Consider the following 17,039-nt stretch of genomic DNA (forward strand, 5'->3'; position numbering starts at 1 on the left):
GACATGCCGCTTTTGGTCTGTTCTGACAGATCAGCTGACAGAAAAATTATTCAGCAAGAGTGGTCAGATCTACTTTGAAATCGTCAGATCCCTGTCCGTCTACGGTATAGTAAGCGGCTCTCTGTTCTGCGTTCAGGTAGATTTTGATCTCGCCTTTTAATCCGTTTGCTTTTACTTCTTTTTTGATGACTGCTTCGAGATCTTTCATGGATACTTTTGTCTCGAAGATCTCAAGAACGGTATCAGATACTTTTGTCATTTTGCGTGGGGTTTTGGTTGCTTCTGCCATGGTTTCCGTGGTCTCCTTTTTTACTGTTTTTTTAACGGTTTCTTTTTTGGTTGCTTTTTTCGGCTCTTTTGCAGCTTCTGCTTTTCCTTCGGCTGCTTCTGTATGTAAGGTTTTTTCAGTCATTGGTTTTACTTCTTTTGCCGGTGCCGCTGCCTTTACAACGGTTTCCGCTGTTTTTGCAGCTTCTGCAGCCTGCTGTTTCGCTTTGGCCATTTTTTTCATGGTTCTTTTATTCATTTTATTCACTCCTCTATGCGATATCTCTAATAAATTACCATGTTTTTTGCGTTCTGTCAAATTTAAATTCGAGAAAACAGCGGCTTTAGGATTGTACACGGCGGAGCACAGAAAAGATTTTTTCGGAATCCCAGATCTGCGGAACAGGGTAGGTGGGATTTGCTTCTTTCAAAGCACGGCGTGCTATTTCTGCGTAATCATTCGGCGAAAGGTGCGGCAGAGTGGATGGAATGTCAAACGAATCGCGCATAGCCTCGATAGCTGCAATCATCCGCTCAGCCTTTTCAGAAACGGTATCTCCGCCGAGAGAAAGCGCATCGGCGAGAACGGCAAGTTTAGGCGTAATGCAGGAACCGTATTCGCGCAGAACAGCAGGCAGCAGAACCGCGTTGGCTCTTCCGTGCGGAATGTGGTACAGTGCACCGACGGCGTGGGCGATGGCATGGACGTAGCCGACAAAGTTGTTGGTAAAAGCGAAACCGGCCAGATACGATGCATGAAGCATTTCCTGCCGTGCGGCAAGATGGGTGCCGTCTCGCCAGACTTCGGGCAGGGCATGGAAGATTTCACAGACAGCCTCGATGGATGCGTTCTGCACGCTGCGGGAAGCGAAGAGGTTAAGAAAAGCTTCCATGGCATGGGTCAGGGCATCCATACCGGTATCTGCGGTCATAGAGGACGGGAGGCTGATCGTAAGCTGCGGATCGAGAACTGCCGTATCCGGGATCAGACAGAGGTCATTGACGGCGTATTTGTATGGTTTCCCATCGATACAGTCTGTGATGACAGCTGCCGCCGTTGCCTCTGAACCGGTTCCGGCTGTCGTCGGCACGGCAAACAGCTGTGGAAGTTTCCGACGGACTTTCAGGAGGCCCCGCATCGCAGGAACCGTCTTTTTCGGACAGCAGACGCGGGCACCGATCAGCTTTGCTGCATCGAGAACGGATCCGCCGCCGATGGCGAGGATAGCCTGCGCCTGAATCTGCTGATAAAGACGGAAACCCTGTTCCACGCTCTCAATCTGCGGATCCGGGGCGATTTCGGAGAAAATGGTGACGGAAATGTTTTCTTTTTTACAGCCATCCAGCAGAGACGTCAGTGTTCCGCGGCGGATAAAACCGGGGGTAGTCACCAGGAGAATCCGGGAGATCCGGCGTTTCCGGAATAACGCGGGGAGCTGCAGAACGGCATCCGGTGCTGCAAGGAGTGTCTGTTTCTTATGCTCTGTCAGATGAAGAACGCGGCTCAACACCCACTGCCGAATGCGGAACCAGAAAATGGAATGCATCAATCAAGTACCTCCATAAAAAATCGTGAGAATTGTATATCTCTTATTGTAACAGTACACGGCAGGTTTTTCAATTCGTATAGGAATTTTGAATCTTCCGTGAAAAGAATTGACAGTGTGAAAAATGCGTGTTATAGTACGAATAGAACAGATAAAAAGAGCCAGGAATTGTTCACCTGGGAAATCAGGAAAAGGCTTGACTGGAGGTGCCTGATGATGGAAACAAAGAGAGATTATTATGAAGTATTAGGCGTCAGCCGGAATGCAGACGAGAAAGAAATCAAGCGTGCATACCGGAAACTGGCGAAAAAATATCATCCCGATACGAATGCGGGAAACCCGGATGCGGAAAAGAAATTTAAGGAAGTGACAGAAGCGTATTCTGTCTTAAGCGATCCGGAAAAGAAGAAAATGTACGATCAGTTCGGATTCGCGGCGTTCGACCAGGGAGCCGGCGCGTACAGCCAGCAGGGCGGCGGAAATCCGTACGGCAGTGCGTATGGAAACCCGTTCGGCGGAAGCGGAAACAACGGCGGCTATCACGAATTTCATTTTGAAGGAAACGCGGACGATATGTTCGGCGATTTCTTTGATCAGATGTTTCATGGCAAAAGCCGTGGATTCGGAAGCGAGCGGTATACGCGTTCTGGAAGCAGCAGACATCCGTTTGAGGATGCATTTTCCGGTCGTGGTGCGGCGGAGGATCTCGATCTGCACGCTGAGGTTTCGATCCGCCTGGAGGAGGCTGCATCGGGCTGTGAAAAACAGATTACCCTGCGGAATCCGGACGGAACGACCAATACGCTGCTGGTTAAAATCCCGGCCGGTATCGAGAGTGGAAAAAGCATCCGCCTGCGCGGCAAAGGCCATGCAGGATCAAACGGCCGCCGCGGCGATCTGCTTTTGAAAGTCAATGTAGAAGAAAAGAAAGGCTTTGAACGGCGTGGAATGGATATCTATACGACGATTCAGATTCCATACACAACGGCAGTCTTTGGCGGTGAAGCGCGTGTCTCGACGCTGTACGGAGATGTTGTCTGCAAGATCAAAGAGGGAACCCAGTCCGGCAGCAAGATCCGTCTACGCGGCAAGGGAATGGTATCCATGAAAGATGCGAACGTGCACGGCGACCATTATGCAACGATTGAGATTGCCGTACCGCGCAGTCTGAACCGCACAGCGCGTCAGAAGCTGATGGAGTACAAAGAGGCATGCTGAAAACTGCAAATGTGAAGAAATTGTGAAATCAAAAAAGATGGGTTGACAAATTTTGTTTGCAGTATTATATTACAGCTAGAACAAAGAAAAGGAATCAACAAGAAACAAAAGCTTCCTTGCATGTTCCCAAACATCCTGTTCCAAGAACTTATTCATAGCCACAAGGCAAAGCAAACTTAACACCCTTCACAAGATAAGAAGCCTGCTAAGAATCAGATTTTTGGAGGAAAAGGTAAATGAATACTTTAAAAGCTGAAAAGAGAAGTTTGGATGTAAAAGCAAAAAGACTCAGAAGAGAAGGATATGTTGTCGGCAATGTATTCGGCAGAGAGATGAAAGAATCCATTCCAGTTAAGATGGTAAAAAGAGATGTCGAGAAACTGCTGAAGACAGACCACAAAGGCAGCCAGATTATGCTGGATGTCGACGGAACCGCTTACGATGTCCTGATCAAAAATGTTGATTATAACCCGGTAGCCGGACAGATCGATTCGATCGAGTTCCAGGCACTGGTCAGCAACGAGAAAGTTCATTCTGTTGCGGAAATTGTCCTTGTAAACCATGAAAAGATCGCAGAAGGCGTTCTGCAGGAGGATCTGAACGAGGTTGCCTACATGGCATATCCGGCATCCCTGGTCGATCAGGTAATGGTTGATGTTGGAGAAATGAAGATCGGTGATGTTATCCGTGTCAAAGATCTGTCCCTGGCCGCTGACCCGGATATTACCATAAAGACCAATCCGGAATCCATTGTCGTAAGTCTGATGGCTTCCCACAACGCAGAAGCACCTGCAGAAGATACCGAAGAAGCAGAAGAGAAATAAACAGAATAAGCACATACAAAGAAATCCGAAGGCGTCAAAAACCTTCGGATTTTTTTGCGTGAAAAAATATGGTTTGAATCGATCAGATATAACGCATGAAGCCTTTTCCGATAATTTCGCTGCTCTTCGTGATCGCAATAAATGCGGTCGGCTCAGTATCATGAATAAACCGCTGGAGATAGACGGCCTGCTTCACATCCACAACCGTGAGAATGACCGTCCGCTGCTGGTCGGAGTAAGCGCCGACGGCATCGTAAAGGGTTGCGCTGTGATTGAGATCCTTTGTGATGAAATCGCAGATCGGCTGCGGGTTGTTGGAGATAATCGTAAAAAATTTATTCAGCTTCATCCGCTCAATCGTTTTGTCAATCAGCAGTGTTTTTGCTATCAGACCGAGAACCGAACAAAGACCGGTCAGGGTATCGAAAATCAGGAAAGCAAGGATGACAACGATGAGGTCGGTAACCAGCAGGGCAGTGGAGATATTCATCGTAGAGTATTTTTTGATAATCATGGCGATGATGTCCGTGCCGCCGCCGGAGGCATTCTCAAAAAACAGCAGTGCTGCCGCCAGTGCCGGAAGAATAATGGCAAAGCAGAGCTCCAGCATGATCTCATCGGTAAGCGGATGTGCCATCGGAAACAGCTTTTCAAAAATGTTCAGAAGAACCGAGGAAAGCACGGTCACGTAGGCTGTCTTGACGCCGAAGTTCCGCCCCAGCACAGTAAAACCAACCAGCAGAAGCAGCAGGTTGATAAAAAGGTTGATCTGTGAGGCAGTGAACGGAAGAAACCGGCAGATGACAACGGCCATACCGGATACACCGCCGAAAGAAAAATTATTGGGGAATTTAAAAACATAAATTCCAATGTCCATGATCAGAACAGCTGCGGTAATGACAGCATATTCTTTTAACGTTTGTAATGCAGGCTGCGATGCCTGTTCTTTTGTGTCCATTTTTTTACTCCTTTATTTGAATTTGAGGCGACCTTTATTTTATTATAGAAGAAACTTTTTTGAATAACAGCTAATCATGTATCCCCCTCTTCAAACATAGCATGGCATAGGGTAGTTTGTCCAGTTACATTTTCCTTATTTCCATTTTTCCGTTTTCCGATGGTTGTATCCAATTTATTTCTGTGGTATGATGAAGGGCAGGATCTTTTTTCGGAAAGAAAAAAATCTGCAGTTTCTGTTTCAAAATGTTTCGAAAAAAGAAGAAAAAACAGAAACAAAAATGGAGGAAGAAACATGAAAAATACAAAGGTTTATGTTGATTTTATAACAGAGAAACTGAAAAAACTGCTCTCCATCGACAGCCCGACCGGCTACACGAAGGATGCTGTTGCATGGCTGAAAGCAGAGTACGAAGCGATGGGCTATGAGCCGGTGATCACCACAAAGGGCGGCCTTCTGGTGCAGCTTGCCAAAGGCTGTGAAGGAAACGGCGGTGTCCTTGTGGAGACACATACCGATACGCTCGGCGGCATGGTAGCGGAAGTGAAAGGAAACGGCCGTCTTCGTCTCACCGCGCTCGGCGGTATGAATCCGAACAATGCGGAGACGGAAAACTGCGTTGTCATCACAAGAGACGGAAAACGGTACGAGGGCTGCTTCCAGATGAACAACCCGTCGATCCATGTCAACGGTTCCTACGACCAGCAGGACCGCACCTACGACAATATGGAGGTCGTTCTGGATGAGATGGTCTTCTCCAAAGAGGAGACAAAAGCGCTCGGCATCGAGACCGGCGATATCGTCTGCTTTGAGACGAGAACCCGCATCACCGAGAAGGGCTACATCAAGAGCCGTTTCCTTGATGATAAACTGAGCGTTGCAATCCTGCTCGGCTATGCAAAGTATTTAAAAGAAGAAAATGTCACACCGTCCCGTCCGGTTTACCAGCACATCACCGTGTACGAAGAAGTCGGCCACGGCGGATCTGCTTCTGTTCCAGCGGGCGTGACAGATATTCTTTCCGTTGATATGGGCTGTGTCGGCGACGGACTGGAGTGTAAAGAGCACCAGGTATCCATCTGCGTCAAAGACAGCGGCGGCCCTTACAGCTACGATTTTACCGGTGAGCTGATTGCGGCAGCAAAAGCAAACGGAATCGACTATGCGGCGGATGTTTACCCGCACTACGGCTCTGACGTGGAGGCAACTCTCCGCGGCGGTGCAGATGCACGCCACGCCCTGATCGGCGCAGGTGTGTACGCATCCCATGGATATGAGAGAAGCCATGTGGACGGTGTGAAGAATACGCTGGAACTGCTTGCGGCGTATCTGGACAAATAAAAAATAAGAACAAGTGAGAGAATTGCATGAGAAAATTAGCATTGCCAGAAGAAGTGCTGCTCCAGATTGAGCAGCCTGCGCGATACATTGGAAATGAATTCAACAGTGTCGTAAAAGACAAAGAGAAAGTAGCCCTGCGCGGCGCATTCCTGTTCCCGGATGTGTATGAGATCGGTATGTCCCACCTTGGCATCCAGATCCTGTACGATATGTTCAACAAACGCGAGGATATGTGGTGCGAGCGCGTTTACTCCCCGTGGCCGGATCTGGACCGCGTGATGCGCGAACAGAACATTCCGCTTTTCGGACTGGAATCCCAGGAGCCGGTGAAAAACGAGGATTTTCTGTTTATCACCCTGCAGTATGAGATGTGTTATACAAACGTTCTGCAGGCGCTCGACCTTGCCGGAATCCCGCTGCATGCGGTGGAGCGTACCGACGAGGACCCGATCGTCATCGGCGGCGGCCCGTGCACGTACAACCCGGAGCCGATCGCACCGTTCTTCGATCTGTTTTATATCGGAGAGGGTGAGGTTGTGTACGACCAGCTTTTTGACACGTATCTGGAAAATAAAAAGAACGGCGGAACCCGTCTGGATTTCCTGAAAAAGGCATGCCAGATCCCGGGCATTTACGTACCGCAGTTCTATGAAGTAACGTACCACGAGGACGGAACCGTTGCGGCCTTTACGCCGTCCATTCCGGAAGCACCGGAAAAGATCAAAAAACAGCTTGTGATGGATATGACCCAGGCAACGTATCCGGAGAAGCCGGTTGTGCCGTTTATCAAGGCAACACAGGACCGTGTCGTTCTGGAGATCCAGCGCGGCTGTATCCGCGGCTGCCGTTTCTGCCAGGCGGGTATGGTGTACCGTCCGACAAGAGAGCGTGACGTGGAGAAGTTAAAAGAACTTGCGACCCATATGCTGCGCAATACCGGCCACGATGAGATTTCGTTGAGTTCCTTGAGTTCGAGTGATTATAGCCATCTTCCGGAGCTTGTCAACTATCTGATCGACAGCTGCCCGGAGAAAGGCGTGAATATTTCCCTTCCGTCTCTTCGAATCGACGCATTCTCCCTCGATGTTATGAGCAAGGTACAGGATATCAAAAAGAGCAGCCTGACCTTCGCACCGGAGGCGGGAAGCCAGCGCATGCGAAATGTTATCAACAAAGGACTGACAGAAGAAGTGATTCTCGACGGGGCAGGAAAGGCGTTTGAAGGCGGCTGGAATAAAGTAAAATTGTATTTCATGCTGGGACTTCCGACCGAGACAGAGGATGATATCAAAGGAATCGCGCATCTGGCAGAAAAAATCGCAGAGCGCTACTATGAGATTCCGAAAGACCAGAGAAACGGAAAATGCCAGATTACGGCAAGCTCCTCATTCTTTATTCCAAAGCCGTTCACCCCGTTCCAGTGGGCACCGATGAACACGGAAGAGGATTTCCTGAAAAAAGCATCCATTGTAAAGGCAGAAGTCCGTGCACAGCTGAATCAGAAAAGCATTCGTTACATTTATCACGAGGCAGATATTTCCCTTCTGGAGGGATTCCTTGCACGCGGCGACCGGAAATGTGCCGAAGTTATCGAAAAAGCGTACCGAAAAGGTGCAATTTTCGATGCCTGGTCCGAGTATTTCCGGAAAGATGCCTGGGAAGAAGCGTTTGCAGAGACGGGCATTGACATTATGTTTTATGCCTGCCGTGAGCGCAGCACCGATGAGATCCTTCCGTGGGATTTCCTTGATATCGGCGTGACGAAAAAATTCCTGATCCGCGAATGGGAGCGGGCACAGCAGGAAACCGTTACCCCGAACTGTAAGATGCAGTGTTCCGGCTGCGGAGCAAAATCATTCGGAGGAGGTGTCTGCTATGAAAATCAGAATTAAGTTTGCTAAAACAGGTGTGATGAAATTTGTGGGTCATCTGGATGTGATGCGTTACTTCCAGAAGGCAATCCGCCGTGCAGAGCTTCCGATCGCTTATTCCGAGGGCTTCAGCCCGCACATGCTGCTGTCGTTTGCGTCTCCGCTCGGTGTCGGCATCAGCAGCACCGGTGAATATTTCGATATGGTGCTCGCGGAAGATATGAAAACCGACGAGATTGTAAAAAGTCTGAATGCGACGATGGTTGAGGGAATGGAAGTCATTTCCGCCCGCCATGTGCCGGATGGAAAAGCAAGCAAGGCAATGTCTCTCGTAGCAGGAGCCGATTATCTCGTGCAGTTCCGCGAGGGAAAAATGCCGGAGATTGATCTGGAAACGAAAGTACCGGAGTTTTTCGCACTTCCGCAGATTGAGATCATGCGAAAAACGAAACGAAGCGAAAAGCTGACCGATATCCGCCCATGGATTTACGATATGAAAGTAAAGAAAAGCGGTGTCTGGATGCAGCTCTCCACCGGAAGTGTTTCGAACCTGAAACCGGAGCTCGTGATGGAAGCGTTCTGCAAATGGTGCGGGGTTGAACTGCCGCCGTTTGCATGCACGATTCTGCGCGAGGAAGTTTACGCAGACATCGGAACGGAAGAAGAGCGAAAGCTGGTTCCGCTGGAAGCGTTAGGAGAAGAAGTTGAGTAAACGAATTGTCATTGCCCATCTGCCGTGGGAGGGAAAAGATTACCTGGTACACACGCTGGCGGAAGGAGAAAGACCGGTCGAGCTGACGGCTCTCTGCAGGGAAAAGGAAACACTGCTTGGCAATGTTTATGTCGGCCGTGTGGAAAAACTGGCGCCCGGGATCCGCGGGGCATTCGTCTCGTTTGCGGAGCAGCAGAGCTGTTTCCTTGATCTGTCCCGTGTAAAAGAAGGGTATCTTCTGAAAAAAACACCGGGAACGGAACTGCGTGCCGGGGATGAAATCGTCGTGCAGATCCAGCGGGAGGCGCAGAAAACGAAGCTTCCGTCGGCGACAGCAGAACTTTCTCTTTCGGGAAGCGCCCTGGCGCTCTACTATGGAAAGCCGGAAATTTCATGCTCGGGACGCCTTCTGCCGGAGCAGAAAAAACGGTTAAAAGGCCTGGGAAGCCGGATGTTTCCAGAACTTTCCGGCGGAAGCCTTCCGTTTGGCGTGATCTTCCGCACCGCATCCGCTGATGCTTCGGAAGAAGAAATCCGGCAGGAATATCTCGAGCTGTCCGAAAAGCTCGCGCGGATTGCCCAGTATGGAACGATGCGGAGCCTGTATTCCTGCCTGTATCGGGCGTCAGATGCCGTGCCGGAGCTCGTCAAACGGTATGCACCGTCAGTTTCAGAACTTGTGACAGATGACAGAGAAACGTATGAGATCTGCAGAGAATATCTGGAGCGTCATGATTTTCACGACTGCCGCCTGACCTGGTATGAGGATCCGCTTACCACGCTGGCAAAGAAAGAAAATCTCGAATATCACGTAAAACAGGCACTCGACAAACGTGTGGAACTGCCCTCCGGTGGATTCCTCGTGATCGAACCGACCGAAGCGCTGACCGCGATTGATGTGAACAGCGGAAAGCAGCTCGGCGGACGGAAAAATACGTTTCTGTACAGCGTAAACCAGGAGGCAGCCCGCGAAATCGCCCGCCAGATCCGCCTGCGCGGGATTTCCGGTCTGATCCTGATTGACTTTATCAACATGCCGGAAAAAGAGCAGGAAGAGCGCCTTTTCGGCTTCCTGCAGGGTCTTGTGCGGGAAGATCCCGTCCAGACCAAAGTTGTCGATATGACGGCGCTTCATCTCGTGGAACTGACGAGAAAGAAAATCCGCCGGCCGCTGGCAGAACAGATGAAATGACAGTAATCTCACAAAGGAGGAATGAATATGGAACTACAAAAGAAACCGATTCACCTCAATGAAAATGATACCCCATATCTTTACGAACCCTTTCGAAACCAGATGCCGGCAAAACGGCCGCAGCCGGCGGAAAAAGAAAAGATACTGAAACCATGGCAGGGCCTGCTGGTGTTTGCCTTTCTGATGGTTCTTTTTAATCTCGCCGGAATCCCGCTGGTTCTTGCGGGCGGGATGTATGGAAATGCGCTGGACGAGATCATTGTATTCCTGATCGGATCCATTCTCGTCGTACGGGCACTTCATATTCCGTTAAAAGAAGTGTTCCCATTAAAAAAGCCGGATGGAGCCGGAATCCTCGGAACCATTCTGATGTGGTATGTGACGTACCGCGGTGTGCTTGCCCTTTTCCTGCTGATGGAATGGATTTTCCCGCAGGAATACGCAAGCCTCTCAGAATCCATGGACAGCAGTATGGCGGGCCTTTCCTATTTCGGCGAGCTGCTTGTCGTTGCGCTGACACCGGCCATCTGTGAAGAAGCACTGCACCGCGGTCTTCTGCAGTACAGCCTGCGCGGAATCAAAAAGAAATGGGTGATGCTGCTTCTGATGGGCGTTTATTTCGGCGCTTTTCACATGAGCATCGTCCGTTTTCTTCCCATGATGATGATGGGAATCGTTCTCTCGTATGTGCGGATGAAGACCGACAACATGTTTTACAGCTCGCTGTTCCATTTCGTCCACAATGCATCGACGATTGTGGCGAGCATTGCGGCAAGCTTTCTCTATATGTTCTCGCAGGGGAACGCAGCAGCAGGCAGCGGATATGCAGCGGAAACGTACATCGGCATGTATCTGATCGAAGCAGCGCTGATGCCGATCGGCCTTTATATGGGAAGCCGTCTTCTGACGTACCAGCAGACAAAAAGCGAAGGATTTTTCCCGAAGGAGAGAAGAAAAAAGACCATTGCAAAAATCGTAATTCCGACCATTCTGCTGATCCTTGGCGGACTGTTTTTCCTTGGTATTGGTATGATGTAAAAAGCAGTTTGGGCAATTTTGCAGAAATGTCCCAGCCGGGTAGAAAACAGGTACGGTTTGTGATAGAATAACAGAAAATTAAGTGTTACACGATATTACAGAAAGGAAAAGCTGTTTTTTCGGAAAACAAAAAACAGCAGGAATAAGAACTATGGCAAGAACAGCTATTGCTACCGACAGCAACAGCGGTATTACACAGAGTCAGGCGAAAGAGCTGGGCGTTTTTGTCCTTCCGATGCCTTTCTTCATGCGCGGAAAAATCCAGTTTGAGGATATCGACCTGACACAGGAACAGTTTTACGAGATTCTGGCAGAGGATGCGGCTGTTTCCACATCTCAGCCGTCTCCGGGAGATCTGATGGATTTCTGGAACAAAATTCTCGAAGAGTACGATGACATTGTTTATATTCCGATGTCAAGCGGCCTTTCCACCTCCTGTGATACAGCGACCGTGCTGTCCGAGGACTACGAAGGAAAAGTGCAGGTTGTCAACAACCAGCGAATCTCCGTTACGCAGCAGCAGTCCGTTCTGGATGCAAAGAAAATGGCAAACCGCGGCGTGGCAGCAAAAGACATCAAAGCAATTCTGGAAGAGGATGCGCTGGATGCAAGTATCTATATTATGGTAGATACGTTAAAATACCTGAAAAAAGGCGGCCGCGTTACGCCGGCAGCAGCCATGATCGGAACCGTTTTAAATATCAAACCGGTGCTGACGATCCAGGGAGAGAAGCTTGACGCGTTTGAAAAAGCACGCGGTGTGAAACAGGCAAAGAAAGCCATGATCAAGGCTATGAAAAAAGATATGGACAAGCGCTTCGCAAAAGAGCGTGCAGCCGGCATCATGGGACTTCACATTGCCTATACCGCAAACGACAAAGAAGTAATCGATGGATGGATTGCCGAAGTAAAAGAAGCCTTCCCGGATTTTGAAGTCGATGCGCATCCGCTGTCCTTAAGCGTTGCCTGCCACATCGGACCTGGCGCACTGGCAATTGCATGCGAAAAAAAATCTGCAATTTCCTGAAAAATACTATTGACAAACAGCAGATGTGATGATATATTGTAGAAGTATGCCGCACAGAGAGGTAAAAGAGTCGAAAGACCACCGAATCTGGCGAGTAATTGATAGGGAGGTGCCATATGTACGCAATTATTGCAACAGGTGGTAAACAGTACAAGGTAGCTGAAGGCGATGTTATCCGAGTAGAGAAACTTGGCGTTGAAGCTGGAGAAACCGTAACTTTTGATCAGGTACTTGCAGTAAGCAATGACGGACTGAAAGTTGGCGAGGACGTTAAAAATGCATCCGTAACCGCATCTGTAGTTGGAAACGGTAAAGGCAAAAAAGTTATCGTTTACAAGTACAAGAGAAAAACTGGTTATCATAAGAAAAACGGTCACAGACAGCAGTACACTGAAGTGAAGATTGAAAAAATCAACGCTTAAGTCTTATGATTTGTATAACCGTAACAGAGTGTGACGGCGAGTACATCTCCGTGGAGTCAAACGGTCATGCAGGCTATGCAGAGGAAGGGCAGGATATTATCTGTGCCGCTGTCTCCGCACTGGTTGTAAACACCGTAAATTCCGTGGAAACATTGACAGAGGATCTGATTATAAGTGAGGCTGGAGATGGATACGTGTATTTTTCATTCCCGAATGGGTATTCTGAAAGTACCGCACTTCTTGTAAAATCACTTTTGCTGGGCCTCGAAAGTATCCGCCGCGATTATGGAGCACAATACTTAGAGATCGCATTCAAGGAGGTGTAATACCATGTTAAATATGAACCTTCAGATTTTCGCTCATAAAAAAGGAGTTGGTTCTACCAAGAACGGTAGAGATTCCGAGTCCAAGAGATTAGGAGCAAAAAGAGCTGACGGACAGGTTGTAAAGGCTGGAAACATTCTTTACAGACAGCGTGGAACCAAGATTCATCCAGGCGTTAACGTAGGAATCGGAAAAGACGATACCTTATTCGCTATGGTTGACGGACGCGTAGCTTTCGAAAGAAAAGGACGTGACAAAAAACAGGTTTCCGTATATCCGGTAGCAACAGAAGAGTAAGACAAAGGTGCGGCTTCAAATCTTAAGAGGTTTGAAGCCGTTTTTGTTAACTATTCAGAGCCGGATTCGAAATGGGGTTCTGAATAGCTGCGTAGATTAGATTAAGACAGGAGAATACCATGTTTGCAGACAGAGCAAAAATTCTGATCCGCTCCGGTAAGGGCGGAGACGGACATGTCAGTTTCCGCAGAGAGCTTTTTGTACCGAACGGCGGGCCGGACGGCGGCGATGGCGGCAAAGGCGGAGACGTTATTTTTGAAGTTGACGAAGGACTGAATACACTGGTTGATTACCGCCACAGAAGAAAGTTTTCTGCTACCGACGGCGAGCCGGGCGGAAAACGCAGATGCCATGGCGGAAACGGCGCAGATATTGTCCTGAAAGTACCGGAAGGAACCGTCATTATGGACGCTGCGAGCGGAAAAGTCATCGCAGATATGTCCGGTGAAAACCGCCGTCAGGTTGTATTAAAAGGCGGAAAAGGCGGAAACGGAAATATGCATTACGCAACCGCTACCATGCAGGTTCCGAAATACGCCCAGCCAGGCCAGCCGGCACAGGAGCTGGAAGTAAGAATGGAACTGAAAGTCATCGCGGACGTCGGACTCGTCGGCTTCCCGAACGTTGGAAAATCGACCCTGCTTTCCCGCGTGACAAATGCAGAACCGAAAATTGCAAATTATCACTTTACCACGCTTTCCCCGAACCTCGGTGTCGTAGACCTTGAGGGCTGCAGCGGATTTGTTATCGCAGATATCCCGGGACTGATCGAGGGTGCATCGGAAGGAGTCGGCCTCGGCCATGAATTCCTGCGCCACATCGAGAGAACCCGCGTGATGATCCATGTAGTAGACGTTGCATCGACCGAGGGAAGAGATCCGGTGGATGATATCAACAAGATCAACAAAGAACTCGAAGCCTATAACCCGGAGATCGCAAAACGCCCGCAGATCATCGCGGCCAATAAGACCGATGCGATCTATGTAGAAGAGGGCGAAGAGGATCCGGTGGAACGTCTGAAAAAAGAGTTCGAGCCGAAAGGCATCCCGGTTTATCCGATTTCTGCCGTCAGCGGAAAAGGCTTAAAAGAGCTTTTATATGCCGTACAGAAAAAACTCGATGAGCTTCCGAAAGAGCGTATGGTCTTCGAGCAGGAATTCTTCCCGGAGGATATGCTTCTTGCTGAGAACCTGCCGTACACCGTCGTGCAGGACCCGGAGGACGAGCACCGCTTCATCATCGAGGGACCGAAGATCGAGAAGATGCTCGGCTACACCAATCTGGATTCCGAGAAAGGTTTTGCTTTCTTCCAGCGGTTCTTAAAAGATACCGGCATCTTAGACGAACTCGAGCAGGCCGGCATCCAGGAAGGCGATACCGTCAAGATGTATGGATTTGAATTTGATTATTATAAATAAAACGAACGAATAAAAACGAAGGAGGAGACGTATGACCAGCAAGCAGAGAGCATACCTGAAAGGCCTTGCCATGACCATGGAACCGATTCTGCAGGTAGGAAAAAGCAGCATCACACCGGAGCATACCGCTGCCGTTGCAGAGGCACTTGAGGCGAGAGAGCTGATTAAAATCAATGTACTGCAGAACTGCCTCGATGATCCAAGAGAGATCGCAGAAGTTCTGGCAGAACGCACCAATTCCCAGGTCGTACAGGTGATCGGCAAAAAGATCGTGCTGTACAAAGAGGGCAAAAAAGAGAAAAAGAAAATTCAGCTTCCGAAATAATCCGCAGGAAAGAACCGCCGGGACCGGAGCATACCGCTGCAGTTCCGGCGCTTTTTGAGGAAAACGTATGGAAAAGACAAACAGAAAAGTTGGCATTATGGGAGGCACATTCGATCCCATTCATATCGGTCATCTGATCCTTGGCGAGGCGGCGTACGAGCAGTTCGGGCTCGATGAAGTCTGGTTCCTTCCGGCCGGAAATCCGCCACATAAGAGGAACCGGGCGGGACGGGCAAAGGATGCACAGCGTGTCGAGATGGTGCGCCGTGCCATCGCATCCAATCCTCATTTTGTGCTCTGCACCAAAGAGATGGAAGATGAGGGCTATACCTACAGTTATCGGACGCTTGAGGCGATGCGGAAGGAACATCCGGGCACGGAGTTTTACTTTATCATTGGAGCGGATTCCCTGTTCTATTTTGATGAGTGGAAAAATCCAGAGCGGATCTGCGCCGCGGCAAAGATCCTTGTGGCGACCAGGGATCGGGCAAAAAAGGAAGAGCTTCTGGCCTGTATGGAACGAAATGCAGAAAAACTTCACGGTACCTTTCTGAAACTCGACACACCGAATCTGGATGTTTCTTCCCACGAACTGCGGGAATGGATCCGGGAAGGAAAATCAGTGAAATACTATCTGCCGGATTCTGTGATTTCCTACATTCAGGAGCAGAAAATCTATCAGGATTAGAGGAAGAGCAGGATGGAACAGTACGATTTATGGAAACTGGACAAAAAACTCCAGAAGGAAGTCGATGAAGACCGCTATCATCACACGCTCGGTGTGATGTTTACCGCAGCATCCATGGCGATGGTATGGGGCGGGGATCTCGAAAAAGCCCGTGTCGCGGGACTGCTTCACGACTGTGCAAAATGCATTCCGAATAAGAAAAAAATCACCATGTGTGAGAAAAACAAGATTGAAATCACTGAGTTTGAGCGGAACAATCCGTTTTTGATCCATGCCAAGCTCGGTGCATTTCTGGCGAAGGACAAGTATAAGGTGGAAGATCCGGAGATCTTAAGTGCCATCACCTGGCATACGACAGGAAAAGAAGATATGACACTGCTGGAGAAGATCATTTATATCGCAGATTATATCGAGCCGGCACGAAACAAGGCACCGCACCTTACCCGCCTTCGGAAGCTGGCATTCACCGATATCGACGAATGCATGTATGAAATTTTAAAAGACAGTATGGCGTATCTGTCGGAAAACCCGAAGACGATGGACCCGATGACGGAGCAGGCATATCAGTTCTATGAGGCACTGCACCGGGAACGGACGGCAAAGGAGGAAGCATAAATGAGCGAAGCAAAACAGACTGCAAAACTTGCACTGGAAGCACTGGAAGATAAAAAAGCAATGGATGTCCGCATTCTGGACATTACCCATGTTTCTACTCTGGCAGATTATTTCATGATCGCCAGCGGAAGCAACCGCAACCAGGTACAGGCAATGGCAGACAACGTAGAGGAAGTACTCGGAAAAGCCGGCGTACATCCAAAACAGATCGAAGGCTATCAGACCGCAAACTGGATTCTGATGGATTACGGCGATGTTGTCATCCATATTTTCGATGAGGAGAACCGCCTGTTCTACGAGCTGGAGAGAATCTGGAGAGACGGTAAAGTTGTAGAAAAAGAAGAAATCATGTAAACTAAGTGGAAAAAGGCGCAGAAAATCCGGAACCGCGCAGAAAAAGGCGGACGGGTTCTCTGCGCCTTTCTGGCGTTTGAAACGCATACGATAAAGAAAAAAGAGGATATCACACGATGAAAAAAATAGAAAGCGGATCGCTTGCCGTAATGCTCGACGAAGAGACGCTGGGACTTAGGATCGAAAAAGACGGCGTTGTCTGGAATACGGATCTGAAAAAGACACCGGAACTGATTTTTGCAGAGGGAACATACCGTTTCCTGGATGCAGAGGAGATTTCCCATGAGGTCTATTCCTTCGGCGTCGGATGCGGCATCCGGAGCCGTTATGCGGGATTTGCGGGAACACCGTATGCCTTCGAGACGATTATCTGGATCGAAGCTGTGGATGAAACACTCTGGATGGAGTGGATTCCGCTCTGCGAGGAGGGACTGCATCCGGTAAAGGTGCTGTGGCCGGCGGTAATGGAGTTTACAAACGGCCGCACGGACTGGTATACGCTTCTTACCGAGGGACAGGGACTTCTGATTCCGAATACGTGGGAGACGGAGCTTGGAAAGCTTTCGTTTGACGGAAGATTTGAGACCTCCGGCGGCTATAT

General features: G+C 49.2%; 19 protein-coding genes and 1 pseudogene. 17 read left to right on the top strand and 3 right to left on the bottom strand.

The features are described from left to right. Window positions 1-46: 46 nt before the first annotated feature. Both ACY2VW_RS08130 and ACY2VW_RS08135 read right to left on the bottom strand, forming a co-directional pair. Window positions 47-526, bottom strand: coding sequence for a DUF6465 family protein (locus ACY2VW_RS08130; protein WP_461877719.1), 480 nt, complete (start codon window positions 524-526; stop codon window positions 47-49). A gap of 85 nt (window positions 527-611) precedes the next feature. Continuing rightward, window positions 612-1,814, bottom strand: a complete 1,203-nt coding sequence (locus ACY2VW_RS08135; RefSeq protein WP_461877730.1) for an iron-containing alcohol dehydrogenase — start codon at window positions 1,812-1,814, stop codon at window positions 612-614. A 216-nt stretch (window positions 1,815-2,030) separates the two neighbouring features. Between ACY2VW_RS08135 and ACY2VW_RS08140 the strand changes: the two genes are divergently transcribed. After that, a complete protein-coding gene (locus tag ACY2VW_RS08140) occupies window positions 2,031-3,032 on the top strand; it encodes a DnaJ C-terminal domain-containing protein (protein WP_461877731.1) in 1,002 nt (333 codons plus the stop codon). Between the two features lie 236 nt (window positions 3,033-3,268). Then, entirely contained in the window at window positions 3,269-3,856 is a 588-nt protein-coding gene (locus ACY2VW_RS08145) for a 50S ribosomal protein L25 (protein WP_461877720.1), read from the top strand. An 82-nt stretch (window positions 3,857-3,938) separates the two neighbouring features. Here ACY2VW_RS08145 and ACY2VW_RS08150 read toward each other — a convergent pair whose 3' ends face one another. Further along, the gene (locus tag ACY2VW_RS08150; RefSeq protein ID WP_461877721.1) at window positions 3,939-4,814 is read right to left on the bottom strand and encodes a YitT family protein; all 876 of its coding nucleotides are present in this window, start codon (window positions 4,812-4,814) and stop codon (window positions 3,939-3,941) included. Between the two features lie 294 nt (window positions 4,815-5,108). On the opposite strand from ACY2VW_RS08150, the gene ACY2VW_RS08155 reads away from it, so the two are divergent. From ACY2VW_RS08155 to ACY2VW_RS08225, 15 genes and pseudogenes are all read left to right on the top strand, one after another. After that, the gene (locus ACY2VW_RS08155) at window positions 5,109-6,155 is read left to right on the top strand and encodes a M42 family metallopeptidase (protein WP_461877722.1); all 1,047 of its coding nucleotides are present in this window, start codon (window positions 5,109-5,111) and stop codon (window positions 6,153-6,155) included. Window positions 6,156-6,181: 26 nt separating this feature from the next. After that, window positions 6,182-8,047, top strand: coding sequence for a TIGR03960 family B12-binding radical SAM protein (locus ACY2VW_RS08160; RefSeq protein ID WP_461877723.1), 1,866 nt, complete (start codon window positions 6,182-6,184; stop codon window positions 8,045-8,047). After that, complete coding sequence (locus ACY2VW_RS08165; RefSeq protein WP_461877724.1) at window positions 8,031-8,738, top strand: TIGR03936 family radical SAM-associated protein; 708 nt, start codon at window positions 8,031-8,033, stop codon at window positions 8,736-8,738. The genes ACY2VW_RS08160 and ACY2VW_RS08165 overlap by 17 nt, the downstream gene beginning before the upstream one ends. Beyond that, the gene (locus tag ACY2VW_RS08170) at window positions 8,731-9,930 is read left to right on the top strand and encodes a ribonuclease E/G (RefSeq protein ID WP_461877725.1); all 1,200 of its coding nucleotides are present in this window, start codon (window positions 8,731-8,733) and stop codon (window positions 9,928-9,930) included. Before ACY2VW_RS08165 ends, ACY2VW_RS08170 begins: the two co-directional genes overlap by 8 nt. Window positions 9,931-9,957: 27 nt before the next feature. Then, on the top strand, window positions 9,958-10,968 hold the full coding sequence (locus tag ACY2VW_RS08175) for a CPBP family glutamic-type intramembrane protease (RefSeq protein ID WP_461877726.1): 1,011 nt from the start codon (window positions 9,958-9,960) through the stop codon (window positions 10,966-10,968). A 151-nt stretch (window positions 10,969-11,119) separates the two neighbouring features. Next, entirely contained in the window at window positions 11,120-11,995 is an 876-nt protein-coding gene (locus ACY2VW_RS08180; RefSeq protein ID WP_117804981.1) for a DegV family protein, read from the top strand. 116 nt (window positions 11,996-12,111) lie between these two features. Continuing rightward, complete coding sequence (gene rplU / locus ACY2VW_RS08185; protein WP_022462906.1) at window positions 12,112-12,417, top strand: 50S ribosomal protein L21; 306 nt, start codon at window positions 12,112-12,114, stop codon at window positions 12,415-12,417. Between the two features lie 5 nt (window positions 12,418-12,422). After that, window positions 12,423-12,743, top strand: coding sequence for a ribosomal-processing cysteine protease Prp (locus tag ACY2VW_RS08190; RefSeq protein ID WP_238061404.1), 321 nt, complete (start codon window positions 12,423-12,425; stop codon window positions 12,741-12,743). A gap of 4 nt (window positions 12,744-12,747) precedes the next feature. Further along, window positions 12,748-13,038 carry a 50S ribosomal protein L27 gene (gene rpmA, locus ACY2VW_RS08195; RefSeq protein WP_022462904.1) on the top strand — a complete coding sequence of 97 codons (291 nt, stop codon included), beginning with the start codon at window positions 12,748-12,750 and terminating at the stop codon, window positions 13,036-13,038. A 119-nt stretch (window positions 13,039-13,157) separates the two neighbouring features. After that, the gene (gene obgE / locus ACY2VW_RS08200) at window positions 13,158-14,456 is read left to right on the top strand and encodes a GTPase ObgE (RefSeq protein ID WP_238061403.1); all 1,299 of its coding nucleotides are present in this window, start codon (window positions 13,158-13,160) and stop codon (window positions 14,454-14,456) included. Between the two features lie 31 nt (window positions 14,457-14,487). Beyond that, window positions 14,488-14,781, top strand: coding sequence for a ribosome assembly RNA-binding protein YhbY (yhbY, locus tag ACY2VW_RS08205; protein ID WP_022462902.1), 294 nt, complete (start codon window positions 14,488-14,490; stop codon window positions 14,779-14,781). Window positions 14,782-14,848: 67 nt separating this feature from the next. Beyond that, entirely contained in the window at window positions 14,849-15,469 is a 621-nt protein-coding gene (nadD, locus tag ACY2VW_RS08210) for a nicotinate-nucleotide adenylyltransferase (RefSeq protein ID WP_461877727.1), read from the top strand. Window positions 15,470-15,481: 12 nt separating this feature from the next. Beyond that, window positions 15,482-16,084, top strand: coding sequence for a bis(5'-nucleosyl)-tetraphosphatase (symmetrical) YqeK (yqeK, locus tag ACY2VW_RS08215; protein WP_461873586.1), 603 nt, complete (start codon window positions 15,482-15,484; stop codon window positions 16,082-16,084). Continuing rightward, window positions 16,085-16,438 (top strand): ribosome silencing factor, encoded by a 354-nt coding sequence (gene rsfS / locus ACY2VW_RS08220; RefSeq protein WP_461877728.1) that lies wholly within the window; start codon window positions 16,085-16,087, stop codon window positions 16,436-16,438. Window positions 16,439-16,554: 116 nt separating this feature from the next. Continuing rightward, window positions 16,555-17,039: pseudogene (locus ACY2VW_RS08225) on the top strand (DUF5696 domain-containing protein); the annotation flags it as partial.

Source organism: Fusicatenibacter sp., from assembly GCF_977045365.1.